Annotated in this window: 21 protein-coding genes and 1 riboswitch; of the genes, 9 read left to right on the top strand and 12 right to left on the bottom strand. The window is 68.6% G+C overall.

Translation table 11 applies throughout. The annotated features are described in order from the left end of the window. Positions 1–242 precede the first annotated feature (242 nt). On the bottom strand, positions 243–881 hold the full coding sequence (locus tag ESD82_RS20640; protein WP_244314560.1) for an arylesterase: 639 nt from the start codon (positions 879–881) through the stop codon (positions 243–245). A gap of 76 nt (positions 882–957) precedes the next feature. Here ESD82_RS20640 and ESD82_RS20635 point away from each other — a divergent pair, with 76 nt between their 5' ends. Then, entirely contained in the window at positions 958–1,656 is a 699-nt protein-coding gene (locus ESD82_RS20635) for an ABC transporter ATP-binding protein (RefSeq protein WP_024844206.1), read from the top strand. An 85-nt stretch (positions 1,657–1,741) separates the two neighbouring features. Then, positions 1,742–4,279 carry an ABC transporter permease gene (locus tag ESD82_RS20630; RefSeq protein ID WP_147427493.1) on the top strand — a complete coding sequence of 846 codons (2,538 nt, stop codon included), beginning with the start codon at positions 1,742–1,744 and terminating at the stop codon, positions 4,277–4,279. 494 nt (positions 4,280–4,773) lie between these two features. On the opposite strand, the gene ESD82_RS20625 is transcribed toward ESD82_RS20630, so the two are convergent. After that, positions 4,774–5,433 carry a GntR family transcriptional regulator gene (locus ESD82_RS20625; RefSeq protein ID WP_024844204.1) on the bottom strand — a complete coding sequence of 220 codons (660 nt, stop codon included), beginning with the start codon at positions 5,431–5,433 and terminating at the stop codon, positions 4,774–4,776. Positions 5,434–5,625: 192 nt separating this feature from the next. On the opposite strand from ESD82_RS20625, the gene ESD82_RS20620 reads away from it, so the two are divergent. The 3 genes from ESD82_RS20620 to ESD82_RS20610 are packed head-to-tail and all read left to right on the top strand — an operon-like array spanning position 5,626 to position 9,956. Next, positions 5,626–7,008: an SLC13 family permease gene (locus ESD82_RS20620; RefSeq protein WP_024844203.1), complete on the top strand. Its 1,383-nt coding sequence runs from the start codon at positions 5,626–5,628 to the stop codon at positions 7,006–7,008. A 34-nt stretch (positions 7,009–7,042) separates the two neighbouring features. After that, the gene (locus ESD82_RS20615) at positions 7,043–8,413 is read left to right on the top strand and encodes a malonyl-CoA decarboxylase (protein WP_024844202.1); all 1,371 of its coding nucleotides are present in this window, start codon (positions 7,043–7,045) and stop codon (positions 8,411–8,413) included. 16 nt (positions 8,414–8,429) lie between these two features. Continuing rightward, on the top strand, positions 8,430–9,956 hold the full coding sequence (locus ESD82_RS20610; RefSeq protein WP_024844201.1) for a malonate--CoA ligase: 1,527 nt from the start codon (positions 8,430–8,432) through the stop codon (positions 9,954–9,956). A 368-nt stretch (positions 9,957–10,324) separates the two neighbouring features. Here the strand turns inward: ESD82_RS20610 and ESD82_RS20600 are convergent, their stop codons facing one another. The 4 genes from ESD82_RS20600 to ESD82_RS20585 all read right to left on the bottom strand — a co-directional run bounded on the left by ESD82_RS20600 (position 10,325) and on the right by ESD82_RS20585 (position 14,459). After that, positions 10,325–11,431 carry an ABC transporter ATP-binding protein gene (locus ESD82_RS20600; RefSeq protein WP_024844200.1) on the bottom strand — a complete coding sequence of 369 codons (1,107 nt, stop codon included), beginning with the start codon at positions 11,429–11,431 and terminating at the stop codon, positions 10,325–10,327. 3 nt (positions 11,432–11,434) lie between these two features. Further along, positions 11,435–12,274, bottom strand: a complete 840-nt coding sequence (locus ESD82_RS20595; protein WP_024844199.1) for a carbohydrate ABC transporter permease — start codon at positions 12,272–12,274, stop codon at positions 11,435–11,437. A 4-nt stretch (positions 12,275–12,278) separates the two neighbouring features. After that, positions 12,279–13,151, bottom strand: coding sequence for a carbohydrate ABC transporter permease (locus ESD82_RS20590; RefSeq protein ID WP_024844198.1), 873 nt, complete (start codon positions 13,149–13,151; stop codon positions 12,279–12,281). A 66-nt stretch (positions 13,152–13,217) separates the two neighbouring features. Continuing rightward, entirely contained in the window at positions 13,218–14,459 is a 1,242-nt protein-coding gene (locus tag ESD82_RS20585; RefSeq protein WP_024844197.1) for an ABC transporter substrate-binding protein, read from the bottom strand. Between the two features lie 170 nt (positions 14,460–14,629). Between ESD82_RS20585 and ESD82_RS20580 the strand changes: the two genes are divergently transcribed. Together ESD82_RS20580 and ESD82_RS20575 are read left to right on the top strand one after the other, a co-directional pair. Next, entirely contained in the window at positions 14,630–15,334 is a 705-nt protein-coding gene (locus tag ESD82_RS20580) for a response regulator transcription factor (RefSeq protein WP_024844196.1), read from the top strand. Further along, positions 15,327–16,733 (top strand): sensor histidine kinase, encoded by a 1,407-nt coding sequence (locus ESD82_RS20575; protein ID WP_024844195.1) that lies wholly within the window; start codon positions 15,327–15,329, stop codon positions 16,731–16,733. Before ESD82_RS20580 ends, ESD82_RS20575 begins: the two co-directional genes overlap by 8 nt. Before the next feature lie 132 nt (positions 16,734–16,865). Here ESD82_RS20575 and urtE read toward each other — a convergent pair whose 3' ends face one another. The 5 genes from urtE to urtA are packed head-to-tail and all read right to left on the bottom strand — an operon-like array spanning position 16,866 to position 22,802. Then, entirely contained in the window at positions 16,866–17,570 is a 705-nt protein-coding gene (urtE, locus tag ESD82_RS20570) for an urea ABC transporter ATP-binding subunit UrtE (RefSeq protein ID WP_147427494.1), read from the bottom strand. Between the two features lie 3 nt (positions 17,571–17,573). After that, positions 17,574–18,314, bottom strand: coding sequence for an urea ABC transporter ATP-binding protein UrtD (gene urtD, locus ESD82_RS20565; RefSeq protein WP_147427495.1), 741 nt, complete (start codon positions 18,312–18,314; stop codon positions 17,574–17,576). Continuing rightward, positions 18,311–19,546, bottom strand: coding sequence for an urea ABC transporter permease subunit UrtC (urtC, locus tag ESD82_RS20560; protein ID WP_147427496.1), 1,236 nt, complete (start codon positions 19,544–19,546; stop codon positions 18,311–18,313). The genes urtD and urtC overlap by 4 nt, the downstream gene beginning before the upstream one ends. A gap of 1 nt (position 19,547) precedes the next feature. Beyond that, the gene (gene urtB / locus ESD82_RS20555) at positions 19,548–21,467 is read right to left on the bottom strand and encodes an urea ABC transporter permease subunit UrtB (RefSeq protein WP_081762183.1); all 1,920 of its coding nucleotides are present in this window, start codon (positions 21,465–21,467) and stop codon (positions 19,548–19,550) included. 48 nt (positions 21,468–21,515) lie between these two features. After that, complete coding sequence (gene urtA / locus ESD82_RS20550) at positions 21,516–22,802, bottom strand: urea ABC transporter substrate-binding protein (protein WP_024844190.1); 1,287 nt, start codon at positions 22,800–22,802, stop codon at positions 21,516–21,518. A 317-nt stretch (positions 22,803–23,119) separates the two neighbouring features. Here urtA and ESD82_RS20545 point away from each other — a divergent pair, with 317 nt between their 5' ends. Next, positions 23,120–23,500: a methylglyoxal synthase gene (locus ESD82_RS20545; protein WP_024844189.1), complete on the top strand. Its 381-nt coding sequence runs from the start codon at positions 23,120–23,122 to the stop codon at positions 23,498–23,500. 159 nt (positions 23,501–23,659) lie between these two features. Here the strand turns inward: ESD82_RS20545 and thiC are convergent, their stop codons facing one another. Beyond that, complete coding sequence (thiC, locus tag ESD82_RS20540) at positions 23,660–25,465, bottom strand: phosphomethylpyrimidine synthase ThiC (RefSeq protein WP_024844188.1); 1,806 nt, start codon at positions 25,463–25,465, stop codon at positions 23,660–23,662. A 79-nt stretch (positions 25,466–25,544) separates the two neighbouring features. Beyond that, positions 25,545–25,664, bottom strand: a riboswitch (TPP riboswitch). A gap of 439 nt (positions 25,665–26,103) precedes the next feature. On the opposite strand from thiC, the gene ESD82_RS20535 reads away from it, so the two are divergent. Continuing rightward, positions 26,104–26,919, top strand: coding sequence for a DUF3100 domain-containing protein (locus ESD82_RS20535; RefSeq protein WP_024844187.1), 816 nt, complete (start codon positions 26,104–26,106; stop codon positions 26,917–26,919). Positions 26,920–26,923 lie beyond the last annotated feature (4 nt).

The following is a 26,923-nucleotide window of genomic DNA, read 5'->3' as shown; positions in this document are numbered from 1 at the left end:
GGGGCGGCCCCGAACGCCGAGCGCATGAATCGGCTGCAAAAGGGCGGGATCGGCGCCTTTCCCGATACCTGGATGCATGGCGAGGACCGGCCACGGGCCGCCCCTTGCGCGATCGCCGGATCTCGGAGGCGGATCTGGGCGCGGCGCTGGTGGTCCGCATGGGCAGGGCGCCGGGGCAATGCCGGAACCTCCGCGGGCGGGTAAGCCGGTGCGGATCCTGCCCTGCACCCCTTGCGCCGATGTCATTCCTTCCCTTCGATACCATCCAGGAACCGCAGCACCTCGGGGCCGAGGCCCTCGACGATCCGCGCCACGCCCTCGGCATTCGGATGCAGGCCGTCGGGTTGCAGATAGGCGCCCAGACCCGCGGGATCGCCCGTGCCTTCCAGCAGCGGCGCAAGGAAGCTGCCCGCCAGCGGCACATCATGCGCCCGTGCAAGCTCCGGGTAGATGGCATCGAAGGCCCTGCGGTATTCGGGGCCGTAATTGCCCGGCGCCTCCATGCCCACCAGCAGCACCGGCACCTCCTGCGCGGCCGCCTCGGCCAGGATGGCGTCCAGATTGGCGCGGCTGACCTCGGGCAGGATGCCGCGCAAAAGGTCGTTGCCGCCCAGGGCCAGGATCATCGCATCCGCCCCGTCGGCCAGCGCCCAGCCGACCCGTGCCCGCCCGCCCGCGGTGGTGTCGCCCGAGACCCCGGCGTTCAGCACCGTCACCTCGCGCCCCTCGGCCCGCAGCCAGGCCTCCAGCTGCGGCACGAAGCCCTGGTCCGGCGGCAGGCCGTAGCCCTGCGTCAGGCTGTCGCCCAGGGCCACCAGCTGCAGCGGCCCTGCCGCCGCCGGCAGCGCCAGCATGGCCAGGCCGATGAAAACCGCGGACATCGTAGCCATCATGCGGTTGCGGAAATCCCGCCCGGCCCCATATCCCCAGGCAGGACGGTCAGGTGAAGGACGGGCGATGACGGAGCCGGTGGTTTCGCTGCGCGAAGCGCGGCTCACGTTGATGGGAAACGCCGGGCCGGTGGACATCCTGAGAGGCATCACCCTGGACGTGGCGCGGGGCGAGACATTGGGGCTGGTGGGTCCGTCCGGTTCGGGCAAGTCCTCTCTCCTCATGCTCATGGGCGGGCTCGAACGGGCCACGGGGGGCAGCGTCCGGGCGCTGGGTTGCGATCTGACGGCCCTGGGCGAAGATGCGCTTGCCCGGTTCCGCAGGGGGAATATGGGCGTGGTCTTCCAGTCCTTCCACCTCATCCCGACGATGACGGCGCTGGAAAACGTCGCCGTGCCGCTGGAACTGATGGGCGCGCGGGACGCTTTCGAACGCGCGGCCGCCGAACTGGCTGCCGTGGGGCTGGAAAAGCGCGCCGGGCATTATCCCGCGCAGTTGTCGGGGGGCGAGCAGCAGCGCGTGGCCCTGGCCCGCGCCGCGGTGACGCGGCCCGCGATCCTGTTGGCCGACGAGCCGACCGGCAACCTGGACGGCAAGAACGGCAGGGCGATCATGGACCTGCTGTTCGGGCTGCGCGACCGGCACGGCGCGACGCTGATCCTTGTCACCCATGCGCCCGAACTCGCGGCGCGCTGCGACCGGGTGGTGCATCTGGCCGACGGCCGGATCGAGGGCGAGGCGGCAGGGCAGAGGGCGGCGGAATGACGGCCGCATCCCCTTGCCGCCCGGCGCGGATGCCGGCTCGCGGCCGAGGCCCCGCGCAAACCGCCGCCGCCCGCGCGGTCCGGCCATGAGCGCCCGCACGGCCCTGCGCCTTACCCGGCGCGAGCTGCGCGGCGGATTGCGCGGCTTTCGCATCTTCCTGGCCTGCCTGATCCTGGGCGTCGCGGCCATCGCGGCGGTGGGCATCGTGCGCGCCTCGATCCAGGCGGGGCTGGCCGAGCAGGGCAGGGTTCTGCTGGGCGGCGATGCGCAGATGCAGTTCACCTATCGCCATGCCTCCGAGGCCGAGCGCGCCTTCATGGACCGCGTGGCGCTGCGCATCTCCGAGGTGATCGATTTCCGCTCGATGGCCGTCGCCGGCGAGGGCGACGCGGCCGAGCATGGCCTGACCCAGGTGAAGGCCGTGGACGGTGCCTATCCGCTGGTCGGCACGGTCGAGCTTGACCCGCCGATGCCGCTCGATCAGGCGCTGGCCGGCAGGGACGGCTTGCCCGGCGCGGTGATGGACCGGGTACTGGTCGACCGGCTGGGCCTTGGCATCGGCGACACCTTCCGGCTGGGCCTGCAATCCTTTCGCCTGGCAGCGGTGCTGATGGCCGAGCCCGACAGCGCCTCGGGCGGTTTCGGCCTTGGCCCGCGCACGCTGGTCGCCAGCCCGGCGCTGGCGGATTCGGGGCTGATCGGGCCGGGCACGCTGTTTGACACGCAATACCGCCTGCTCTTGCCGCCGGGCACCGATCTGTCCGCCCTGCGGCAAGAGGCGATGGCCGCCTTTCCCGATACCGGCCTGCGCTGGCGCGACAGCCGCCGCGCCGCGCCGGGGATCGAACGCTTCGTGGACCGGATCGGGGCCTTCCTGGTGATCGTGGGGCTGGCCGGCCTGGCGGTGGGCGGGGTCGGCGTCTCGGCGGCGATCCGCGCCTATCTGGCGGGCAAGACGGCCACCATCGCCACGCTGCGCACCCTGGGCGCCGACCAAAGGGTGGTGTTCCTGACCTATCTGTTCCAGATCGCGGCGCTGACCGCCCTGGGGGTCGGCGCGGGGCTGGTCCTTGGCGCGGCCGTCCCGCTGGCGCTTGCGCCGATGATCGCGCGCCTGCTGCCGGTGCCGGCGGTCTTTGCGCCCTGGCCCGCGCCGCTGGCCGAGGCGGCGTTCTACGGCATCGCGACCGCGCTGCTCTTCACGCTCTGGCCGCTGGCGCGCACCGCGCGCATTAGGGCGGCGGCGCTTTACCGCGAGGCGGCGGGTGCGGCGCAAGGCTGGCCCCGGCCAATATGGTGGGCGGTGTCCGCCATGCTTGCCGCGGTGCTGATCGGCGGTGCGGTGCTGTTTTCCGGCGTGCCGCGGCTGGCGCTGGGGGCGGCGTTCGGCATCGTGGCGGCCTTGGGCGTGCTGGTCCTGTCGGCCCTGCTGGTGCGCCGCGCGGCGCGGTTCCTGGCGCGCCGGCCCGCCCTGCGCGGGCGGCCGGCGCTGCGGCTGGCGCTATCGGCCATCGGCGGGCCGGGGCAGGAAACCACCTCGGTCATTCTCTCGCTGGGCCTGGGGCTTGCGGTGCTGGCCAGCGTGGGGCAGATCGAGGCCAACCTGCGCGCCGCCATCGACCGCGACCTGCCCGCCCGCGCGCCGGCCTATTTCTTCCTCGACATCCAGAACGACCAGATGGCGGCGTTCAACGCCCGGCTGGACGCCGATCCCGGCGTGGAGCGGGTGGAAAGCGCGCCGATGCTGCGCGGCATCCTGACCCGCATCAACGGCCGGCCCGCCGCCGAGGTCGCGGGCGACCACTGGGTGCTGCGTGGCGATCGCGGCGTCACCTATTCCGAAACGCCGCCCGAGGGCACCACGGTCACAGCCGGCACCTGGTGGCCCCAGGGCTACGACGGTCCGCCGCAGGTCTCGTTCGGGGCCGAGGAGGCCGCGGAGCTGGGGCTGGCGCTTGGCGACCGGATCACGGTGAACATCCTGGGCCGCGACATCGAGGCCCGGATCACCAGCTTCCGCGCGGTCGATTTCTCGACCGGCGGCCTCGGCTTCGTCATGTCGATGAGCCCGAACGCGCTCAGCGGCGCGCCCCATACCCATATCGCCACGGTCTATGCCGGGACCGAGGCCGAGGGCCGCATCCTGCGTGACCTGGCGCGCGCCTTCCCGAACGTGACCGCGATCCGGGTGCGCGACGCGGTGGACCGCGTGACCGACGCGCTCGGCGCCATTGCCTCGGCAGCGGCATGGGCGGCGGGGGCGACGCTCGTGACCGGGTTCATGGTGCTGATCGGCGCCGCCGCGGCGGGCGAGCGGGCGCGGGTCTTCGAGGCGGCGGTCCTGCGCACGCTGGGCGCGACGCGGGGACGCATCCTTGCCTCCTTCGCGCTGCGCTCGGCGCTGATGGGGGCTGCGGCGGGCCTTGTGGCGATCCTTGCCGGAGGGCTCGCGGGCTGGGCGGTGATCACCTTCGTGATGGAGGCGCGCTACGTGTTCGAGCCGGTCTCGGCGGTGGCGATCGTGCTGGGCGGGGTGGCGGCCGTCATGCTGGCCGGCATCGCCTTTGCGCTGCGGCCGCTGTCGGTGCGCCCGGCGCGCGTGCTGCGGATCCAGGACGGCTAGGCCGAGAGCCGGCATGTCTTGCTGGTGGTTCGCGACAAATGCTCCATGTCTGCGGGTTCTTGCCGCGGCGGGCATGTCGCAAGTCGATGACCGGGCAGCGATTTCCGGCATTCCGCATATCCCCCGGACCGGGCGCCGCCGGCGCGATGTTCCGGCAGCCTGGGGACTGCCGGTCACGCCCCATGATCGCTGCAATCGCGGGTTGCCGCACCGCATCTGCCAGCGCCTGTTCGAGAAGATCGCAGCGCCAGGGGCGGCGCATGGGAAAGCACGCCGCCCGGCGGCCGGCTTGGCAAAGGGAGGGCGGCTGGCAGCGGTCGGCCGTTCGCACGGTGGCGGGCCCGCAAGGTCCACTGTCCGGCCGGTGATCGCGGCCGCCCGGTCGCCTTCGCCCCGATATGGGCAACCAGCCCGCCGGGCGGTCCATGACCCATTATCCCGTCGCGTCGCGGCGATCCGCCGGTGGGGTTTTCCGATGACCGGTGCCCGCCCGTTCAGCCCCGCCCTTGCCGCAAGGCCGCGATCAGGTCGTGGAAGCGGTCGCCCTGCACGATCACATGGTTGCGCAGCGCCTTGGCCGCGCCCTCGCCGTCGCCGGCTCGGATGCGCGCCACCACCGCGTCATGTTCGGCGAAGGACCGCATCATCCGGTTGCGCACCTTGAGCTGCATGCGGCGATAGGGTTGCAGCATGGCATGCAGCCGCGCCGCCTCCTGCGCCAGAAAGGCATTATGGGTCGCACGATAGATGCAATGGTGGAAATCCGAATTGCGGGCATAATAGGCCTCGACCTCGCCGGCCTCGGCCAGTCGGCGGCAGATCTCGTGAACGGCCTCGAAATCGGCCAGTTCCGCCTCGGTGATGCGGCGGGCGGCCAGTCGGCCGCAGGTCGCCTCGATCTCGGCCATGACCTCGAAGCGTTCGGCCAGTTCGCTGGCGCTCCATTCGGTGACGAAAGTGCCGCGCTTGGGCACCACCCGGACCAGGCCCGAGGCCTCGAGCTGGTGCAGCGCCTCGCGGATCGGGGTGCGCGAAACCTCGAACTCCCGCTCCAGCGCCTCGGGATCCAGCCGGGCGCCGGGCGGATACTTGCCTTCCACGATGGCGTTTTCCAGCGCGTTGCGGATGCGCAGCGTGTTGGGGATCGTCGCCATGGAAAGCCTCCTTCTGCTCCTTGCCCGAAAGATAAGCAGTTTCCCGGCATTTATCCATCTTCGGATTTGATATATACAACAAGCAACAAGAAACGTATAACAGCCCGGTGAGGATTCGCGCGCCGGAGGAGGGCGCGGGAATCGGCCGCCGGTTCGCCGGCGCAAGGAGGTTTGCATGGAGAGGAGCCGCGCATGACCCCGCATCTGTTTTCGATCTACGCGCTGGCGGCGATGTTCGTCGTCGCCACCATCTGGCCAATCAACATGGGCGTGCTGGCCTATGTCGGCGCCTTCCTGGTCGGCACCCTGCTGGCCGGGCAGGCCGCCAAGGAAATCATCGCCGGCTTTCCCAGCGGCCTGTTCCTGACGCTGGTCGGCATCACCTGGCTGTTCGCGCTGGCGCAGAACAATGGCACCATCGACTGGCTGGTGCGCATGGCCGTGCGCGCCGTCAAGGGCCGCATCGGCGCGATCCCGTGGATCATGTTCGGCATCTCGGCCGTCCTGACCGCGGTGGGTGCAGTCAGCCCCGGCGCCGTCGCCATCGTGGCGCCCATCGCGCTGGGCTTTGCCTTCCGCTACCAGATCTCGCCGCTGCTGATGGGCCTGATGGTGGTGCATGGCGCCCAGGCCGGGGGCTTTTCGCCGATCAGCATCTATGGCGGCATCACCAATGGCGTGGTGGCCAAGGCCGGGCTGCCGTTGTCGCCCATGACCACCTTTGCCGCCAGCTTCTTCGTCAACGCGGCGGTGGCGCTTTTGCTGTTCATGATGCTGGGCGGGCGCAAGCTGATGCAGGCGCGGCAGGACCGGATCGAGCCGGTCGCGGTGCCGCATGTCGAGATTGCCCGCCCCGCCACCGGCCCGCAGATCTTCGGCGACAGCGAGGCCGAGGCGCTGAGCCGCCGCATCGGCGAGGAGGGAGGCGGGGAATCGAACCGTCTCGTCGCCGAGGTCGAGGAGGGCGACCAGCCCGACGGCACGCTCTATCAGATCGTGACGCTGGCCGGGCTGGCGTTGCTGGCGGTGCTGGTGCTGGCCTTCAATCTCGACATCGGCTTCGTCTCGCTGACCATCGGCCTGGCCCTGGCGCTGTGGGATCCGACCATGCAGAGGCGCGCCATGGCCCAGGTCGCCTGGCCCGAGATCATGCTGATCACCGGGGTTTCCACCTATGTCGCGGTGCTGGAGCACATGGGCACCATCGATTTCGTCGGCGACAGCGTGGCGGGCATGGCCTCGCCCTTGCTGGCGGCGCTGATGCTGTTCCTGATCGGCGCCGTGGTCTCGGCCTTCGCCTCGTCCACGGCGGTGCTGGGCTCGCTGATCCCGCTGGCGGTGCCCTTCCTGCAGGGCGATACCGGCGTCGGCGCCATCGGCTTCATCGCCGGCATGGCCGTCGCCTCGACCATCGTCGATGTCAGCCCCTTCTCGACCAACGGCGCCCTGGTTCTGGCCAATGCGCGCGGGGTGGACCGCCAGGTGTTTTTCCGCAGACTGCTGAGCTATGGCGCGCTGGTGACGCTGGTCGCCCCGGTCGTGCTGTGGCTGATCTTCGTCGTGCTGCCGGGGTGATCCCGGCAGGCCACCCGCTTTTCGGAGGCCCGAAATGATCAAGACCGTCGAGACCCCGCGCCCCGGACGCCCGGCCTTTCTGGGCGAGCTGTTCGAGGTGCTGACAGAGCGCGGCCGCCGCCTTTTGGGGCGGCGCGGCGCCGGCACCGCCCCCGAGGCGCCCGACCTGTGCGAGCTGGGCGAGGCGCTGCTGTCGCGGCGGGGCGAGGCCTCGGGGGTGGCCATCGCCCAGGGTCTGCTCGCCGCCTTCGAGGATGCCGATGAGGCGACGCGGCTGGCCTTCCTGCAAAACCTTGCCGACCGTTTCGGTCCCGATCCGGCGGCGGTCCGCGCGGCGCTGGAGGCGGTGCAGCGCGACCCCGAGGACGGGCGGGCCATCGAGGCGCTGCACGACGCCGCCGAGCCGCGCCGGCAGGAGCTGTTCCGCCGCCTGAACCTGGCGCCCGGCGGCACGGCGGCGCTGGTGCGGATGCGCGAGGAGCTGCTGCGCCATCTGAAGGGCAACCCCGCGCTGCGCCGGGTGGACGGCGATTTCGCGCATCTCTTCGCGTCCTGGTTCAACAGGGGGTTTCTCGTGCTGCGTCATATCGACTGGAACACACCCGCCAGCATCCTGGAAAAGATCATCCGCTACGAGGCGGTGCATGCCATCCAGAACTGGGACGACCTGCGCAACCGCCTGCAGCCGACCGATAGGCGCTGCTACGGCTTCTTTCACCCGCAGCTGGTGGATGAGCCGCTGATCTTCGTCGAGGTGGCGCTGACCAAGGAGATCCCGGACAATGTCGCCGGGCTGCTCGACCTCGACCGCCAGCCGATCGAAGCGGAGCGCGCCAGCACCGCGGTGTTCTATTCCATCTCGAACACCCAGCGCGGGCTGGCCGGGGTGTCCTTCGGCAATTTCCTGATCAAGCAGGTGGTCGAGGAACTCAAGGCGGAACTGCCCAACATCCGCAGCTTCGTCACGCTGTCGCCGGTGCCGGGCTTTGCCGCCTGGCTGGCCGGGCAGTGCAAGGACGCGATGTCGGAACTGATCGACGCCGACCAGCGCCTGGCCTTCGCCCTGCTGGACGATCCCGGCTGGCACAAGGATCCGGCCAAGGCCGAAAGCCTGCGCCCGCCGCTTCTGGCCGCCGCCGCGGCCTATTTCCTGCGCGCCCGCGACGGCAAGGGCCGCATCGTCGATCCGGTGGCGCGCTTCCACCTGGGCAACGGCGCCCGGCTGGAACGGCTGAACTTTTTGGGCGATGTCTCGGCCAACGGGCTGAAGCAGTCGCATGGGCTGATGGTGAACTATCTCTACGATCTCGACCGGATCGAGGCGAACCACGAAGCCTTCGCCGAACGCAGCGCCATCGCCGCATCGGACAGCGTCAAGCGCGCGCTGCCGGCCTCCAACCCATGAATCACGGGGACAACGCATGAGTGACAATCTGTTCGACCTTCTCGCCGCCGGCATCACCGACCCCGAGGCCGTGGCCATCGAGACGCAGGCCGGCGAGCGCATCCGCTACGCCGACCTGATCGCCCGCAGCGGCCGCATGGCCAATGCGCTGGCGGCCTTTGGCGTCCAGCCCGGCGACCGGGTGGCGGTGCAGGTCGAGAAATCGGTGCAGGCGATCATCCTCTATCTCGCCACCCTGCGGGCAGGCGCGGTGTTCCTGCCGCTGAACACCGGCTATACCCCCGCCGAGATCGGCTATTTCCTGGGCGATGCCGAGCCGCGGGTCTTTGTCTGCGACCCCGCCCGGCAAGAGGCGCTGCGCGCGCCCACCGAGGCCGCCGGCGCCCGCATGGTCACGCTGGATGCCGAGGGGCGGGGCAGCCTGACCGACGCCGCCGATGCCGCCCCCGAAACCTTTGCCACCGTGGCCCGCGACAGCGGCGACCTGGCCGCGCTGCTTTACACCTCGGGCACCACCGGCCGCTCCAAGGGCGCGATGCTGACCCATGGCAATCTGGTCTCGAATGCCCAGGTGCTGCGCGAGGCCTGGCGCTTTACCGCGCAGGACGTGCTGATCCACGCCCTGCCGATCTTTCACACCCACGGCCTGTTCGTCGCCACCAACGTGGTGCTGTTCTCGGGCGCCTCGATGATCTTCCTGCCGAAATTCGACGTCGACCGGATCTTCGAGGCGATGGCCCGCGCCACCGTGCTGATGGGCGTGCCGACCTTCTACGTCCGCCTGCTTCAGGACGACATGCTGAACGCCGAAACCACCGCGACCATGCGGCTGTTCGTCTCGGGTTCGGCGCCGCTGCTGGCCGAGACGCATCGCGAATGGCAGGCCCGCACCGGCCATGCGATCCTGGAACGCTACGGCATGACCGAGACGAACATGAACGCCTCGAACCCCTATGACGGCGAGCGCATCGCCGGCACCGTCGGCCTGCCGCTGCCCGGCACCGAGATCGTCGTGACCGACCCCGAGACCGGCGCCGAACTGCCGCGGGGCGAGATCGGCATGATCGAGGTGCGCGGCCCGAACGTGTTCAAGGGCTATTGGCGCATGCCGGAAAAGACCGCCGCCGAACTGCGCGACAACGGCTTCTTCATCACCGGCGACCTGGGGAAATTCGACGAGCGCGGCTATCTGCACATCGTCGGCCGCGGCAAGGATCTGATCATCACCGGCGGCTACAACGTCTATCCCAAGGAGATCGAGACCGAGATCGACGCGCTGCCCGGCGTGGTCGAATCCGCCGTCATCGGCCTGCCGCATCGCGATTTCGGCGAGGGCGTGACGGCGGTGGTGGTCCCGACCGGCAGCCCCGCCCTGACCGAGGCCGATGTGCTGGCCCCGCTGGAGGGACGGCTGGCGAAGTTCAAGCAGCCCAAGCGCGTGCTGTTCGTGGACGAGCTGCCGCGCAACACCATGGGCAAGGTGCAGAAGAACCTGCTGCGCGACCGTTTCGCCGGGCTTTACGACGGGGCGGCGGAGCGTTGAGGGCCGGCTCGCGCCGACAGGGCGGGGCGCGGCTTGCGGTCGCCGGGCGCATCTTCCTGTCGGCGCGGATGAACGATCTTGGGGTAAGGAACATCAGGCCTTTCAGGTCGAAGCCCAGCTTGCCGTTGACGGCAAGGACCACCTTGCGCGCGGTGAAATTCACCGAGTGCCGGCCCTTGGTGTCGGCGGTGCCGCGGCCATGCCAGCACCCGTCGCGCTCGGTCATCCGGAACGGCGGCAGGCCGGCGGGCCATTTTTCCGGCACGCCGGTCACCACCTCGCCGTGACCATAGATCAGAACGGTCGGCAGGGACGCATCCTCGGCCCGGCCGGCAGAAAGGCGCCGGGGCAGCGCGATCGTCCTTGGCCTAGTTCAACCGCTCTCCGCTCTCGGGCGAGAAATAGGACACTTTCGAAAGGTCGAAGGCCAGCGGAAACAGCGCCCGCGCCCGGACCGCGCTTTCCGCGCGCAGCCGCGCCGTGACCGGCTTGCCGCCCAGATGGGTGACGGCAAAGGTATCCGCGCCCGCAGGCTCGACGATCTCGATCATCACGTCGCCGCCCGCGCCCTGTGCCAGCCTCGGCAGATGGGCGCTGCCGGTGGCCTCGTGGATATCCTCGGGGCGGACGCCCAGGACGATCTGGGACGGAAGCTCGCGGGCCACCGGGTCGGTGATGACCAGCGGCGCCGCGCCCTCGCGCGCGATCTCGATGCGGGTCTGGCCACCCTCGGAACGCACCTGCGCCGGGATCAGGTTCATCGCCGGGCTGCCCATGAAATCGGCCACGAACATATTGGCCGGGCGGTTGTAGATTTCCGCCGGGGTGCCGATCTGCTGGATCACGCCGCCTTTCATCACGACGATCTTGGTGGCCAGCGTCATCGCCTCGATCTGGTCATGGGTGACATAGACGATGCTGGCGTTCAGATCCTGGTGCAGCTTCTTGATCTCGGTCCGCATCGAGACGCGCAGCTTGGCGTCCAGATTCGACAGCGGCTCATCGAACAGGAACAGCTTGGGGTCGCGCACCAGCGCCCGGCCCATCGCCACCCGCTGGCGCTGCCCTCCGGACAGCTGGCCGGGCTTGCGGGCCAAAAGCGGCTCGATCTGCAATTGCCGGGCGACCTCGGCCAGCTTGGCGGCCTGCGTCGCCTTGTCCACGCCGCGCACCTGCATCCCGAAGGTGATGTTCCTGGCCACGCTCATCGTCGGGTAAAGCGCGTAGGACTGGAACACCATGGCGATGTCGCGGTCCTTGGGCGACACGCCGGTCACGTCGCCCCCGCCGATGCGGATGGTGCCGCCGGTGATCGGCTCCAGCCCGGCGATGCAGTTCAGCAGGGTCGACTTGCCGCAGCCCGAGGGGCCGACCAGGACCAGGAAATCGCCCGGCTCCATGCTGATATTGATGTCGTGCAGGATATGCGTTTCGCCATAGGCTTTCTGCAGATGGTCGATTTCGAGGATCGGCATGGCTTACCCTTTCACGCTGCCGGCGGTCAGGCCGCGGATGAAGTATTTCCCGGCGATCACATAGACCAGCAACGTGGGCGCGGCGGCGATGATCGCGGCGGCCATGTCCACGTTGTAGGCTTTCACGCCGGTTGTGGAGTTGACGATGTTGTTCAGCGCGACCGTGACCGGCTGGCTGCCCGGCCCGCTGAAGCTGACGCCGAACAGGAAGTCGTTCCAGATCTGCGTGAACTGCCAGATGACCGAGACGGTGATGATCGGCAGCGACAGCGGCAGGAAGATCGCGAAGAAGATCCGAAAAAAGCCCGCCCCGTCCACCTTGGCCGCGCGCACCAGTTCCAGCGGGATGGTGACGTAGTAATTGCGGAAGAACAGCGTGGTGAAGCCGATCCCATAGATCACATGGACGAAGATCAGCCCCGGAATCGTCCCCGCGATGCCCATCAGCCCCAGCATCTGCGCCATCGGCAGCAGCACGACCTGAAACGGGATGAAGCAGCCGAACAGGATCGCCGCGAAGAACAGGTTCGCGCCCCGGAAGCGCCATTGCGCGAAGACATAGCCGTTCAGCGCACCGACGACGGTCGAGATCGCCACCGCGGGCACCGCCATCAGCACCGAGTTCCAGAAGAAAGGCCGCAGACCCTGGCATTGCGTGCCCGCGCAGGCGCTGGACCAGGCCTCGGCCCAGGGGGCGAAGGTCAGTTCGCGCGGCAGCGACAAGAGGCTGCCGGTGCGGATTTCCTCGAGGCTTTTCAGCGATGTGGTCAGCATCACGAACAGCGGCATCAGGTAGAACAGCGCGAACAGGACCAGGACCGCGTAAAGGCCCCAGCGCAGCATGGTGTTACTGGTCACGGCGGGGCCTCAATTCGCTGTAGAGATAGGGAACGACGATGGCGAAGATCACCATCATCATGACCATCGCGCTGGCCGCCGCCTGGCCCAGATCGCCGCGCGAGAAGGCCATCGCATACATATAGGTCGCGGGCAGGTCGGTCGCGTAGCCGGGGCCGCCATTGGTCAGCGCGATCACCAGGTCGAAGGCCTTGATCGCCAGATGCGCCAGCACGATGAAGGCCGACAGGAAGATCGGCGCCATGGTCGGGATGATGATCGCGGAATAGATGCGGTGCGTCGGGATGCCGTCGACCTGCGCGGCGCGGATGATCTCGGTATCGACCGAGCGCAGCCCGGCCAGGAACAGCGCCATCACGAAGCCCGAGGCCTGCCAGACGGCGGCCAGCACGATGGTATAGATCGCCATCTCGGGCCGGATCAGCCAGTCGAAGGTGAAATTCTCGAACCCCCAGCCCCGCACGGTGGCCTGAATGCCCAGGCCGGGGTTCAGGATCCATTTCCACGCCGTTCCCGTCACGATCAGCGACAGCGCCATCGGGTAGAGGTAGACGGTGCGCAACACGCCCTCGGCGCGGATCCTCTGGTCCAGAAAGATCGCCAGCATCAGCCCGATCACCATCGAGATCACGATGAACAAGCCGCCAAAGACGAAGAGGTTGTGCATCGCCACGTCCCAGCGCGGCGCGGCGAACAGGCGCTCGTATTGCCCGATCCCCTCGAATTCATAGCGTGGCATCAGGCGCGAGCGTGTCAGGCTGATCCAGGCGGTCCAGGCGATGAAGCCATAGACGAACACCAGAATCGCTACGAAGGACGGCGCCAAGACCAGCTTGGGCACGTTGCGTTCAAGCCATTCCATTTCCCGATTTCCCCCAGAAAGGAAACCCCGTCCCCGGACCTGCTGCCGGGGACGGGGCCGTCGGCCTTACATCGCGCTCGCGACGGCGTTGGCCAGCTGCTCCACGGCCTCGTCCGAGGTCATGTCGCTGTTGAAATGCGCCGTCACCACGTCGGTGATCGCCCCGGCGGGCCCGCCGCGCAGCGCCATGCCATGCGCATAGGAGGGCAGCAAGGAGCCGTCTTCGGCGCCCGCCTTCATCGCCTCGGCCGATTGCCGGGCGCAATCGTCGAACTCGTCCAGCGGCACGTCGGTACGCGCGGGAATCGAGCCCTTGTTGAGGTTGAAGGTCTTCTGGAAATCCTCACCCATGATCAGCCGGGCCAGCAGCGCCTGCCCCTGCTGGCGGTCATCGCCATCGACATTGAAGAAGGCGAAGCTGTCGACATTGTACAGGAAGCCGCCGCCGGGCGTTTCGGCGCAGACGAAATCCACGCCCGGCTGCTTGCCGGCGGCCAGGAACTCGCCCTTGGCCCAGTCGCCCATGATCTGGAAGGCGGCCTCGCCGTTCATCACCATCGCGGTCGCAAGGTTCCAGTCGCGCCCCGAGAAATTGTCGTCCACATAGCCGCGGATCACCCGCATCTGGTCGAAGACCTGCTTCATGGTGTCCGAGGTCAGCGCCTCGGGATCCAGGTCGACCAGCGCCTGCTGGTAGAATTCCGGCCCGCCCAGGCCCAGCACGACGGTCTCGAACACCGTCGCATCCTGCCAGTTCTGCCCGCCATGGGCCAGGGGCGTCACGCCCGCCGCTTTCAGCGCCTCGGCAGCGGCGTTGAACTCCTCCCACGTGGTCGGCATGGCGATGCCATGTTCGTCCAGGATCTGCTTGTTGCCCCAGATCCAGTTCACGCGATGGACGTTCACCGGCGCGGCGCACCAGTGGCCTTCGCATTGCATGTGCTCGGCGATGCGCGCGGGCAGGACGGCCTCCCAGCCGTTTTCCTCGGCGACCGCGCCGATATCGGCCAGCCCGGTCTCCTCGTACCATTCCTGGATGGCGGGGCCTTTCAGCTGCACGGCGGTCGGCGCATTGCCCGACAGCACGCGGGCGCGCAGCGCGGTCATCGCCGCGTCGCCGCCCCCGCCCGCCACGGGCATGTCGGTCCAGGTGCCGCCCTCGGCCGCGAACTGCTCTTGCAGCACCGCGACGGAACGCGCTTCGCCGCCCGAGGTCCACCAGTGCAGCACTTCGGCCTGCGGCTCGGCCAGAACCGGCCCGGCCAGCATCACGGCGGTCGACGCCGCCAGAAGGGGTTTCATGGTCATGGATCCTCCCAGATCTTGATCGCGCGGACCTTGCAGGGACCGCGCCGTGAAAGGATCATGCCAAAGCCGCTGCCATTCGCGCAACGCAACACGGCCATGCGCCGGGCGGATTTCGCACCTTTATGTTACAAACTGTTACGAAGTGATATGCCGAGGGCAGGGAGGAAGACATGAGCCTGCACCGCCTGCTTCTGGTCGAGGACGATGCCGAGATGGCGGCGATGTTGGCCGCCTATCTGCAACGGCAGGGCTTCCATGTCAGCCGCGCCGACAGCCGCGCCGGCGCATTGGAGGCGCTGCGGACGGGCCGGGTCGACCTGATCCTGCTGGACGTGTCGCTGGGCAAGGATGACGGGGTGCAGATCTGCGCCGAGATCCGCGCGGCGCAGGATGTGCCGATCATCATGGTCTCGGCGTTGTCGGCGGATCATCAGCGCATGGCCGGCTACGAGGTCGGCGCGGACGACTACATCGCCAAGCCCTTCAACCCGGACCTGCTGCTGGCCCGCATCCGCGCCGTGCTGCGCCGCGCCCGCCGCGCGCCCAGCCTGAGCCATCGCCGCCGCGACGCGATCCTGCGCTTTCAGGGCTGGCGCTATGACGCGCGCCGCGACGAGGTGACGGCGCCGGGCGGGTGGCAGGTTTCGCTGTCCTCGCGCGAGACCGCGCTGCTGCGCGTGTTTCTGGCCAATCCGCTGATCCCGCTGACGCGCGAGGAAATCGCCGCGGCGCTGGAGCATGACGAGGCCGCCGGGGGCCGGGCCATCGACATGCTGGTGGGCCGGCTGCGCCACAAGACCGACCCGGCGCTGATCCGCACCGAACGCGGCACCGGCTATGTGCTGGCGGCCGAGGTCAGCCGCGACGATGCCTAGCCGCCTCAGCCTGCGCTGGCTGGCCAGTCTCTGGGTGGTGCTGGCGATGGCGGCCGGCGGCGGTGGGGTCTGGCTGTGGATGGCCAGCCAGGCGGCATGGAAGACGCATCTGGACCGCGCCTATATCGCCGGGCTGGCGCTGCATGATTCGCTGGAAAACGGCAGCGCCCTGCCCGAAGGCGTGACGCTGGTGCAGCAGGGGGCCGCGCCCACCCTGCCCGCCGGCTGGCACGAGACGCTGCTGACCCTGACCGGCGGCGGGCGCCCCGACCTGTCGCGCGGCGCGCGGCTGTCGATCCGGGTGCAATCGCCCGACATCCAATATCCGGTGGCCGAGGTGCGCAGCTATGGCGGCGGCAGCCAGGCGGCGGGGCTGGCCTCGGTCACGCGCACGCTGGCGCGGTTTTGCAGCACGCCCCGGCTGTTCGTGCAATCCGACACCGGCCCGTGGCTGCATATCCAGGGCGCCGCGATCTGGGGCTGCGACGCCGCGCCCCCGGACCGGCGATTGCTGGCGGGGTCGGTGCTGGGGGGCGCGCTGCTTCTGCTGCTGGGCTGGGTGGCCGAGGTGTCGGGCGCCTTTTCCAGCTTCGCCGCGGCGCTGCGCGATCACCGGGCGCGCAATGCCGCCCTGCCGGTGGGGGGCGTCGAGGAGTTGCGCCAGACCGCCGAGGCGGTGAACGCCTATGTCGCGCAGGACCGCGCCGCGCTGGAAAACCGCGCGCTGGTCCTGTCGGGGGTCAGCCATGATCTGGGCACCCCCGCCACGCGCCTGCGGCTGCGCAGCGCGCTGATCGAGGATGACGCCCTGCGCAGCAAGCTCGAGCGCGACATCGACGAGATGACGACGATGATCGACGGCGTGCTGACCTATACCCGCGCCGAGATCGGGGCCGAGCCGTTCCGGCAGCTTTCGCTGACCTCGCTGGCCGAGGCGGTGGTGGCCGATTATCAGGACGTGGGCATGCCGGTGCGGCTGATCCCCGCGCCGATCCGGGCCGCCCGCGCGGGCACGCTGTTTTCGCGCGCGCAGGCGCGCCAGCCGGTCGAGGCCCACGCGATCCTGATGCGCGGCCAGCCCACCTCGCTGCGCCGCGCGCTGTCGAACCTGATCGACAATGCGCTGAAATACGGCCGCGAGGCCGCGGTGATGGTGGATGGCGATGCGGATGACGCGTGGATCACCGTCACCGATCGCGGATCGGTGCTGACCGGCGAAGACCTGGCGCGGCTGACCGGCGCCTTCCAGCGCGGCGGCAATGCCGGCGCGGCCTCGGGCATGGGGCTGGGGCTGGCCATCGTCTCGACCATCGCCGCGCAGCATGGCGGGCGGCTGGAGTTCTTCCAGGCCGAACAGGGGCTTGCGGCGAAACTGGTCCTGTGCCGCCGGTGGGCCTGAGCGGACCCGGCCGAAACCCTGCCCGCCACCCGCGCTTGCCGGCCAGGACCGGCCCGGAACCGGGGAAATACGCTTCACCGGGCTGGCCGGCTTCGCGTGCCCGATTTCTTGACCCGGCAGGGGTTGGAGCCATCATGCCGCGTGGCCTGCCAGCCGCGCATGCAGATCCTCGCGCCGCAGATCGGCCTTCGATCCCTGGGCCACCGGCCTGCCGCGTTCCAGCACCAGGAAGTCGTCGCCCAGATCCCACGCGAAGTCGAAATATTGCTCGACCAGCACGATGGCCATGTCGCCCCGCTCGCGAAGCGCGGCGATCACCCGGCCGATCTGGGCGATGATGTTGGGCTGGATGCCCTCGGTCGGCTCGTCCAGCAGCAGGACGCGCGGCCGGGTGATCAGCGCGCGGGCGATAGCCAGCTGTTGCTGCTGGCCGCCCGACAGGTCGCCGCCGCGCCGATGCGCCATCTCGGCCAGCACGGGAAAGCTGTCGACGATCTCGTCCGGGATGCGGCGCTGGTTGCGGGGCAGACAGGCGAAACCCGTCTCCATGTTCTCGCGCACGGTCAGCATCGGAAAGATCGCCCGGCCCTGCGGGACATAGCCCACGCCCAGCCGCGCCATCTGCTGCGCCGTCACCCGGCCCAGTTCGCGCCCGTCAAGGCGGATCGTGCCGCCCGAGCGGGGGTGCCGTCCGGCCAGCAGGCTCAGCAGCGAGGTCTTGCCCACGCCGTTATTGCCCATCACGCAGGTCACGCGACCGGGCCGGGCGTCGATGTCGATGCCGTGAAGGATCTGGCTGCCGCCATAGTGAAGGGTCAGGTTCCTGGCTTCCAGCATGTCTCAGCGCCCCAGATAGACTTCGATCACGTCGGGATTGCGGGTCACATGGTCCAGGCTGCCCTCGGCCAGCACCGAGCCCTGGTGCAGCACCGTCACCTTGCAATCCAGCCGGCGCACGAAGTCCATGTCGTGCTCGACCACCACCACGGCGCGGGTCTTGGCCAGCCGCACCAGCAGCGCCGTGGTCTGCTCGCGCTCGGCCAGGGTCATGCCGGCCGCCGGCTCGTCCACCAGCAGCAGGCGCGGGGCCGAGGCCAGCAGCATGCCGATCTCCAGCCATTGCTTCTGGCCGTGGCTCAATTCGCCCGCCTTGCGGTGGATGTGCTCGGCCAGCCCGACCTCGGCCGCCAGTTCCGCCACCTGCGCGCGCGACGCGGCCGAGGGCTTCCAGAACAGCACCGCAAAGGGGCCGCGGTGCGCCTTCAGCGCCATGGTCAGGTTGGCGGCGACGCTTTGGTCCTCGAAGACGGTGGGCCGCTGGAACTTGCGGCCGATGCCGGCCCGCGCAATCTGCGCCTCGTTCATCCGCAGCAGCGAGCGCGAGCTTTCGCCGAATTTCACATCGCCGGAATCGGGCCGGGTCTTGCCGGTCACGATGTCCATGAAGGTGGTCTTGCCCGCGCCGTTGGGGCCGATCACCGCGCGCAGTTCCGCCGCGCCGATGCTGAAAGACAGGTTGTTGATCGCCCGGAACCCGTCGAAGCTGACCGAGATCCCGTCCACTTCAAGAAGCGCGGTCATGCCTTGGCCTCCTGTTCCTGCAATGCGCCCTGATCGGGGCCAAGGGCGCGGCCGTGGCGGCGCGGCGGCAGGATGCCAGCCAGCCGGTCGACGATCCCCGCGATGCCCTTGGGGGCGAAAAGCGTCACCAGCACGAAGGAAAGGCCAAGCGCCACCTGCCACCAGTCCACCCATTTGACCGTATAGCCCGGCAGGTTCAGGTCGGGCGCGCGGCCGCCGGTGAACCAGCTGGACAGCAGCGAGACCACGATGGCGCCGATCATGGCGCCGTAAAGCCGGCCGCGCCCGCCGATCGCCACCCAGACCGCCAGGTAGATCGAGGCGATGGGCATCAGCTCCGCCGGGTTGATGATGCCGGCCTGCGGGTAATAGAGCGCGCCGGCGATGGCGGTGATCATCGCAGCCAGGGTAAAGACTGCCAGCTTGAAGCCCTCGACCGGATAGCCCAGGAAGCGCACGCGGGTCTCGTCGTCGCGGATGGCGCGGATGACGCTGCCGAACTTGCCGCCGACCACCCATGCGGCCAGGAGGTAGAACAACGCCAGCGCGGCGGCCGAGGCCCAGAGGAACCAGACCGAGAGCCGCGCCTGCGACACGCCATCGAGGCCGGGGATGTTCTGCAATCCCGACAGCCCGTTGTTGCCGCGAAAGCCGCTGTCGTTCTGGAACAGCCACAGGGCCAGCGCCAGCGTCATCGCCTGCGTCAGGATCGACAGGTAGACGCCGTTGACCCGCGACCGGAACGCCAGCCAACCGAAGACCAGCGCCAGCAGCCCCGGCACCGCGACCACCAGGACCAGCTGCGCCGTCAGCGAATGGGCCAGGGTCCAGACCAGCGGCAGGTCCGCCGAGCCGACGACGCCGAAGATCTGGTTGGCCACCGCCTCGCGCAATTCCTGCGCGGTGGGCGGGATCGGGTTGCCGGAAAGCGATGCGGCGACGATGGCCTCGGTGCGGGCATACATCAGCCATTGCCCGATCATGTAGCCGCCAAGCGCGAAGAAGGCCATCTGCCCCAGGCTGAGGATGCCCAGGTAGCCCCAGACCAGGTCCATCGCCAGGGCGGCCAGCGCCAGGCACAGCGTCTTGCCCAGCACCTTGACGGTCGAGGTGGGGATGACGCCCGACCCATAGGCCGCGCTCATCAGCGTCACGGCAAGCGTAAAGGCGGCCAGCAGCGCCAGGACGGCCAGCACCGAGGGGTTGCGCAGGATGAAGGGTTGCCGGGTCATGTCACGCCTCTGCCGCACGGCCGCGCTGCGGGATGATGCCGCGCGGCCGGAACTGGATGAAGATCACGATGAACAGGATCATGAAGGTCTGCGCCGCCAGCGTGTTCGAGGGGTTGAAGGATTCGATCACCTTCGACAGCACCCCGATCAGCCCGGCGCCCGCCAGCGTGCCCCAGATGTTGCCGACGCCGCCCACCACCACCGTCATGAAGCTTTGCACGATATATTGCTGGCCCAGCTCGGACGTGACCTGGGCAAACAGGCCGATGGCCACGCCCGCGATCCCGGCGATTCCCGAGCCGAGGCCAAAGGTCAGCATGGCGATGCGGTCGGGGTTGATCCCCATGCTGGCCGCCATGCCGGGGTTTTGCGTCACCGCGCGGACTTCCAGCCCCAGCCGCGTGCGCTTCATGATGATAAGGAACAGGCCCAGGAACAGCAGTGCCAGCCCGAAGATCGCCACCCGGATGGTCGATATCGAGACCACGTCGTTCAGCGTGATCGCGCCTTCCAGCCATGCGGGCGCGGTCAGCGGCCGGGCCTGCGTGCCGAAGACGTTCTTGGCAAGCTGTTGCAGCGCGATCGACACGCCGAAGGTCGCCAGCAGCGTCTCCAGCGGGCGATGCGCCAGGTGCCGGATCACCAGCCGGTAAAGCATCACCCCGGCGGCAAAGGTCACAGCGAAGGCCAGCGGCAGCGCCGCCACCAGCGACAGGGTGCGATCCGCGATCACGGTCTGCGCGACATAGCCGGTATAGGCGCCCATCATGATGAATTCGCCATGCGCCATGTTGATGACCCGCATCACCCCGAAGGTGATCGCCAGCCCGATGGCGGCCAGGAAACAGATCGAGGCAAGAGACAGCGCATCCAGCCCCAGATCGATTCCCTTCATCGCCGCCAGCCGCCATTCCGCGCCCCTTTGCGCGGCGCGGGCGGCGTCGGTCACGGCCGCATCCGGTTCGGCATAGACATCGAAGAAGCGGGTGCCTGCCAGCGCCGCCTCGGTCTCGGCCTCGGTGGCGGCGGGCGGGACGGTTCCCGCCCTCTCCAGCGCCTCATAGGCGCGGTCGCGGGCCTTCGGGTCGGACAGCTCGGCGACGGCAATGCCGCCCACCTTGCCATCGACGATATGCGCGGCCAGCGCATTGCGCTGGTCGGCGGCGGTCAGGCGCGGCTGGATCAGCCCCTGCGCGGTCAGCAGGGCGACGGCGGCCTCGCGCGGGAAATCGTCGGAGCCCAGGCGCAATTCGCGGGCGATATTGGCGCCCTGCGGCTCCTCGGCCGCGGCCACGCGCCAGGTCGCCAGCAAAGGGTTCAGCGCGGCGCGGAAATCAAGGCTCACGTCGCCCGCCATGTCCTGGATGGCTGCCACCCGCGCGGCGGGGTCGGCGTCGAAGCGGATGGTCAGCAGCTTTTCGATCCGGGCGCGGCGGGCGGCCAGCGCGGGGTCCGGCTCGGGTGCGGCGGCGCGCAGGGCGGCCAGATGCGCGGCGGTGCCGTCGCGGGCGATGCTGGCCAGCGCGGCGGCGCGGCGGGCCGGGTCGGGGCTGGCAATCTCGCCCGCGACCAGCGCCGATTCGATCACGCCGCGCACCCCGGCATTGGGGCGCAGCATCTTCGGCTTCGCGCCCGTGACGGCCTGCCCCGTCACCGCGTCCGTGGCACCGTCGCCCGTGACGATCACCAGCCGCCCGTCGGCCAGGCCAAGCGCGCGGTCCACCCAGGCCGATAGCAGCGCCAGCCCCTCGGGTCCGGTGGCGGCGATCCGGGCCACCACCGGCTCGACCGTGCGGCGCGAGGGGTGCTGGATCTGGTCCAGGTTGTCGGCGACGACCGTTTCCAGCGCCGGATTGGCGGCGGCGGGCAAGGCCAGGAACAGGCTCAGCAGCAGGGCGATCAGGCGGCAGGTCATGGGCATTCCCGTCTGGAGGCGCAAGAGGGCGGCAGCACCGCCCCCAAAGGCCGGTCAGTAGTTCGACTGGACCTGCACGCAGCTGTTGGTCTGCGTGTTGAACATGCCGCATTGCTTGCCCGGCCAGTCGGCATCCAGCACGGCGGATTCGGGCAGGTAGTCGGTCCAGGCGTCGCCGGGCACCGGATCGGTCTGGCTGACGATGTCGAACTGGCCGTCGGCGCGGATCTCGCCGATCAGCACCGGCTTGGTCAGGTGGTGGTTGGGCAGGACCGTCGCGGTGCCGCCGGTCAGGTTCGGCACCTCGATGCCGACGATGGCGTCAAGCACCGGATCGACATCGGTGGTGCCGGCCTTTTCGACCGCCGCGACCCAGGCGCTGAAGCCGATCATCGTCGCCTCCATCGGGTCGTTGGTCACGCGCTTGTCGTCGCCGATGAACTTGTGCCATTCCTCGATGAAGGCGGCGTTTTCCGGCGTGTCGGCGGATTGGAAATAGTTCCAGGCGGCCAGATGCCCGACCAGGTTCGCGGTATCCAGGCCGGAAAGCTCTTCCTCGCCGACCGAGAAGGCGATGACCGGAATGTCCTCGGCCGAGACGCCTGCCGCCGCCAGCTCCTTGTAGAAGCCGACATTGGCATCGCCGTTGATGGTCGAGACGACGCCGACCTTCTTGCCGTCCGCACCAAGCGCCACCACGTCCGCGACGATCTTGGACCAGTCCGAATGCCCGAAAGGGGTATAGTTGACGAAGATGTCTGCCGCGGCGACGCCCTTGTCCTTCAGATAGGCGTCAAGGATGTTGTTCGTGGTACGCGGATAGACGTAATCGGTGCCCAGGAGCGCCCATTTCTCGACGCCCAGTTCCTCCATCATGTAATCGACCGCCGGGATCGCCTGCTGGTTCGGGGCGGCGCCGGTATAGATGACGTTCTTCGAGCTTTCCTCGCCCTCGTATTGCACGGGATAGAACATCAGCCCGTTGAGTTCCTCCAGCACCGGCAGCACGGATTTGCGGGAAACCGAGGTCCAGGCGCCGAAGATCACGTCCACATCGCTGACGGTCAGCAGTTCGCGCGCCTTTTCGGCGAACAGCGGCCAGTCCGAGGCCGGATCGACCACCACGGCCTCCAGCGGGCGGCCCAGCAGCCCGCCCCTGGCGTTCTGGCGCTCGACCATCATCAGGACGGTGTCCTTCAGCGTGGTTTCCGAAATCGCCATCGTGCCCGAAAGCGAATGCAGCACGCCGATCTTGATCGGCTCGCCTTCCTGCGCCTGCGCGATGCCCGCAAGCCCGGTCGAAATGGCCAGAGCGGCGGCTGCGCCGATGATCCTGTTCATCCCTGTATCCCTTCCCTCTATCCTTCCAGTGGTTCAGGGGCACTAGAGGGCATCGGCCGCGCGCCACCAATCCTCATGCCGCGCCGTCGCGTCGGCCGGCATGGTCTGACGGATTTTCAGCCGGTTTTTCCGGGAACGGCCCATCAAACAGGCAGATCCTCGACCCCGGTGCCGGGCCGGGGTTCCGGGCCTGCCGCCCCATGCTGCGGGCCCGTCGGCTGTTTCGGGAGAAAATCTGCGCCGCCGCATCGCCAACTCGACTTGCGGCCGGCAGGTCGATATGATTGCGCTAACAGAGATGTTTGTGGAGAGCCTGCATGGATAATCGCGCCGATCTGGCCCTGGTCGCGCATGACGGCAAGAAGGACGACCTGATCGCCTGGGTCGAGAACCGGATCGACCGGCTTCGTCCCCTGTCGCTGATCGCTACCGGTACCACCGGGGCGCGGATCCATGCCGCGACCGGGCTCGAAGTGGGCCGACTGCTCAGCGGACCGCTGGGCGGCGACGCGCAGCTTGGGGCGATGATCTCCGAAGGGCGGCTGAAGAACCTGATCTTCTTCATCGATCCGCTGTCGGCCCTGCCCCATGACGTTGACGTGAAGTCGCTGCTGCGGCTGGCGATCCTTTACGACGTGCGTCTTGCCGTGAACAGCAAAAGCGCGGATGCCGTCCTGGCGGCGCTTGCAGCGGAATAGCCGCTGATCCGATCCCGGGCGCGGCGTTTCCGCCGGGCGATCTCTGCCGCCCGACGGGGTGCGGTGCCACGGGCTCGGGAAGCGGTCCAAGCGACCAGTTTCCTCGACGGGGGCCGCCGCCGGCGGCCCTCCCCCTCCATCATCCTGCCCAAGGGCAGGTCAGACCCCCTCGCGCACGGGCATGTAGAGGTCGCCCCCCTCGCGGTATTTCTGTGCCATGGCGGCCATGCCCTCCTTTTGCGCCTCGGCGCGGATGTCGTGGGAAATCCGCATCGAGCAGAATTTCGGCCCGCACATCGAGCAGAAATGCGCGAGCTTATGCGCCTCCTTCGGCATGGTCTCGTCGTGGAAGGCCCGCGCCGTCTCGGGGTCGAGCGAGAGGTGGAACTGATCCTCCCACCGGAACTCGAACCGGGCGCGCGACAGGGCGTCGTCGCGGATCTTCGCCGCCGGATGGCCCTTGGCCAGGTCGGCGGCATGGGCGGCGATCTTGTAGGTGATGACGCCGGTCTTCACGTCATCGCGGTCGGGCAGGCCCAGATGTTCCTTGGGCGTGACATAGCACAGCATCGCCGTGCCGAACCAGCCGATCATCGCCGCGCCGATGCCGCTGGTGATGTGGTCGTAACCCGGCGCGATGTCGGTGGTCAGCGGCCCGAGGGTGTAGAACGGCGCCTCGCCGCAGATCTCCAGCTGCTTGTCCATGTTCTCCTTGATCTTGTGCATGGGCACATGGCCTGGGCCCTCGATGATCACCTGGCAATCTCTGGCCCAGGCGATCTTCGTCAGCTCGCCCAGGGTTTCCAGTTCGGCGAATTGCGCCGCATCGTTGGCATCGGCGATGGAGCCGGGCCGCAGCCCGTCGCCAAGGCTGAAGCTGACGTCATAGGCGCGCATGATGTCGCAGATCTCCTCGAAATGCTCGTAGAGGAAGCTTTCGCGGTGATGATGCAGGCACCATTTCGCCATGATCGAGCCGCCGCGCGACACGATCCCGGTGACGCGGTCCACCGTCAGCGGGATGTGGCGCAGCCGCACCCCGGCATGGATGGTGAAATAATCGACGCCCTGTTCGGCCTGCTCGATCAGCGTGTCGCGAAAGACTTCCCATGTCAGGTCTTCGGCCACGCCGCCGACCTTTTCCAGCGCCTGATAGATCGGCACGGTGCCGATGGGCACGGGCGAATTGCGGATGATCCATTCGCGGATGTTGTGGATGTTGCGGCCCGTGGACAGGTCCATCACCGTGTCCGCGCCCCAGCGCGTCGCCCAGACCATCTTGTCCACCTCTTCGGCCATGGACGAGGTGACGGCGGAATTGCCGATATTGGCGTTGATCTTGACCAGGAAATTGCGGCCGATGATCATCGGCTCGGCCTCGGGGTGGTTGATATTGGCCGGGATGACCGCCCGCCCGCGCGCCACCTCGTCGCGCACGAACTCGGGCGTGACGAAATCGGGGATCGCGGCGCCGAAATCCTGCCCGTCGCGGGCCAGCGCCTCTTTCGCGGCCTTGCGGCCCAGGTTTTCGCGGATGGCGACGAATTCCATTTCCGGCGTGACGATGCCCGCGCGGGCATAGGCCAGCTGGGTGACGGCGCTCCCGTCCCGCGCCCGCAAGGGCCGGTGCCGGACGGGAAATTCCGGCGTCAGCCGGTCGCCGGCGACGAAGCCGTTATCCTCGGGCTTCACATGCCGGCCCTGATAGGCCTCGACATCGCCACGCGCCGCGATCCAACCGTCCCGCAGGCGCGGCAGGCCGCGTTCGATGGCGATCTCGGCGGCGGGATCGGTATAGGGCCCCGAGGAATCATAGACCGTCACCGGCGGTTCCGCGGCACTTGGATGCAAGGCTATCTCGCGCATGGGCACGCGAATGTCGGGATGAAGCACGCCGGGCTTGAACACCTTGGTCGAGGCGGGCAGCGGTCCGGTCGTGACCGTCAGGGTTTCTTTGGATGTCATGTCGAGGCTCCTCGCGTCGCAGCATTGGAGACCCAGCACTGACGGGAAGGAAAAGGATGCCCCATTGGTCGCAGCGACCGGCAAGGCATCCGCACCGTCCCTACGCCAGCATGAACTGGATCAGGTTCATAGGGTCCCTGCGCTGCCTCGCGGCCCAGCAGTATCTCAGCCCCTTGTCGGGACACCCCTGGTGAGATGCGCAGCATGCGAAGCGGGGCCGGGGATGTCAATAACCAGAGCGGGCGTTTCCTTTACGCGCCGCCGCGCCCGCGGGCGGGCCGCGCCGGCAACGGCCTCGCCCCGCCGGTCCCGGCGGCGAATTTCGCCGGCGATCACGGCCTGATGCCTTTGGGGCAGCGGGCCAGGGCGGGCCAGGCGGCAGGGTCCGGGAAGCCGGCGCCTCGCCACGCTCCCGGCGACCGGGCGCACCGGTTGAAGGCCGTCGCAGCCGCGGCATTCGCCCTGCGGGGGCGTGCTGAAACGGGCGGCGCTTCCGACCGCTCGATCTGCTCGGAACGCCGCGGCCCGCTGCATGTCGTTGCTGTCCGGGCAACGCGATGTTCCAGTTCGCGGGCTGGTCGATCCTTCACGAAGATTTCATAGTCCGACAAAAACCGCCACAACAGAGAGGAAATCCCATGCGGGAAACCCCTGCCTTCAGCCCTGGAACCTGGGCGTTGCACGGCCTGGTGCTTATCATCGTCTGCATCGCCGAGGCGATCGGCGTCCTGAGGCTGCCCATCGGCATCGCTGCCATCATCCTGCTGCCGATGCTTTATGCCTTTGCCATGGGCATCGTGCTGAATCCGAACATCACCCGCGCGACGAGGCGGTTGCTGACGCCCGGCGTGCAGAAATTCGCCGGCGGCATGATCACCATCGCGATCACCCCCTTCGTCGCCAAGTTCGGCACGACGGTCGGCCCCCAGATCCAGGCCATCATCGACGCCGGCCCCGCCCTGATCCTGCAAGAGATCGGCAACCTCGGCACCATCGCCATCGCCTTTCCCGTCGCCGTCTTCCTGCTGCGGATGGGACGCGAGACCATTGGCGCGGTCTATTCCATCGACCGAGAGCCGAACCTGGCCCTGATCGCCGAGAAATACGGCCTCGACAGTCCCGAAGGCGCGGGCGTCATGGGCGTCTATGCCACCGGCACGCTCATCGGCACCTTCGTCTTCGCCATCATGCCGCCCTTGATCCATGCGCTTGGCCTTTTCGACGTCCGCGCCCTGGCCATGTCCTGCGGCGTCGGGTCGGGATCCATGCTGGCGGCCTGCACGGGCGCCCTCGTCAATGTCGTTCCCGAGCAGAAGGATCTGATCCTTGGCCTGGCGGGTGCCTCGAACGTGCTGACCTATGCCACCGGGCTTTATGTCGGCATGTTCGTCGCCCTGCCGCTGACCGAATGGCTGTTCCGCAAGGCCCGGCCCGAGCTTTACAACCAGGGATGAGATC

This window comes from Paracoccus pantotrophus (genome assembly GCF_008824185.1).
In the GTDB taxonomy this organism is placed as follows: domain Bacteria; phylum Pseudomonadota; class Alphaproteobacteria; order Rhodobacterales; family Rhodobacteraceae; genus Paracoccus; species Paracoccus pantotrophus.
This window is presented reverse-complemented; position numbering and strand designations above follow the sequence as displayed.

What these genes read in the sequence shown, in the direction of transcription:
- ESD82_RS20625 (WP_024844204.1), bottom strand. Translation starts at nt 5,433, where the DNA reads ATGGCGACGATCCCCAACACGCTGCGCATCCGCAACGCGCTGGAAAAC.
- ESD82_RS20580 (WP_024844196.1), top strand. Translation starts at nt 14,630, where the DNA reads ATGAGCCTGCACCGCCTGCTTCTGGTCGAGGACGATGCCGAGATGGCG.
- thiC (WP_024844188.1), bottom strand. Translation starts at nt 25,465, where the DNA reads ATGACATCCAAAGAAACCCTGACGGTCACGACCGGACCGCTGCCCGCC.
- ESD82_RS20545 (WP_024844189.1), top strand. Translation starts at nt 23,120, where the DNA reads ATGGATAATCGCGCCGATCTGGCCCTGGTCGCGCATGACGGCAAGAAG.
- ESD82_RS20635 (WP_024844206.1), top strand. Translation starts at nt 958, where the DNA reads ATGACGGAGCCGGTGGTTTCGCTGCGCGAAGCGCGGCTCACGTTGATG.
- urtC (WP_147427496.1), bottom strand. Translation starts at nt 19,546, where the DNA reads ATGACCCGGCAACCCTTCATCCTGCGCAACCCCTCGGTGCTGGCCGTC.
- urtA (WP_024844190.1), bottom strand. Translation starts at nt 22,802, where the DNA reads ATGAACAGGATCATCGGCGCAGCCGCCGCTCTGGCCATTTCGACCGGG.
- ESD82_RS20615 (WP_024844202.1), top strand. Translation starts at nt 7,043, where the DNA reads ATGATCAAGACCGTCGAGACCCCGCGCCCCGGACGCCCGGCCTTTCTG.
- ESD82_RS20595 (WP_024844199.1), bottom strand. Translation starts at nt 12,274, where the DNA reads ATGCTGCGCTGGGGCCTTTACGCGGTCCTGGTCCTGTTCGCGCTGTTC.
- urtD (WP_147427495.1), bottom strand. Translation starts at nt 18,314, where the DNA reads ATGACCGCGCTTCTTGAAGTGGACGGGATCTCGGTCAGCTTCGACGGG.
- ESD82_RS20630 (WP_147427493.1), top strand. Translation starts at nt 1,742, where the DNA reads ATGAGCGCCCGCACGGCCCTGCGCCTTACCCGGCGCGAGCTGCGCGGC.
- urtE (WP_147427494.1), bottom strand. Translation starts at nt 17,570, where the DNA reads ATGCTGGAAGCCAGGAACCTGACCCTTCACTATGGCGGCAGCCAGATC.
- ESD82_RS20575 (WP_024844195.1), top strand. Translation starts at nt 15,327, where the DNA reads ATGCCTAGCCGCCTCAGCCTGCGCTGGCTGGCCAGTCTCTGGGTGGTG.
- urtB (WP_081762183.1), bottom strand. Translation starts at nt 21,467, where the DNA reads ATGCCCATGACCTGCCGCCTGATCGCCCTGCTGCTGAGCCTGTTCCTG.
- ESD82_RS20585 (WP_024844197.1), bottom strand. Translation starts at nt 14,459, where the DNA reads ATGACCATGAAACCCCTTCTGGCGGCGTCGACCGCCGTGATGCTGGCC.
- ESD82_RS20590 (WP_024844198.1), bottom strand. Translation starts at nt 13,151, where the DNA reads ATGGAATGGCTTGAACGCAACGTGCCCAAGCTGGTCTTGGCGCCGTCC.
- ESD82_RS20600 (WP_024844200.1), bottom strand. Translation starts at nt 11,431, where the DNA reads ATGCCGATCCTCGAAATCGACCATCTGCAGAAAGCCTATGGCGAAACG.
- ESD82_RS20620 (WP_024844203.1), top strand. Translation starts at nt 5,626, where the DNA reads ATGACCCCGCATCTGTTTTCGATCTACGCGCTGGCGGCGATGTTCGTC.
- ESD82_RS20640 (WP_244314560.1), bottom strand. Translation starts at nt 881, where the DNA reads ATGTCCGCGGTTTTCATCGGCCTGGCCATGCTGGCGCTGCCGGCGGCG.
- ESD82_RS20535 (WP_024844187.1), top strand. Translation starts at nt 26,104, where the DNA reads ATGCGGGAAACCCCTGCCTTCAGCCCTGGAACCTGGGCGTTGCACGGC.
- ESD82_RS20610 (WP_024844201.1), top strand. Translation starts at nt 8,430, where the DNA reads ATGAGTGACAATCTGTTCGACCTTCTCGCCGCCGGCATCACCGACCCC.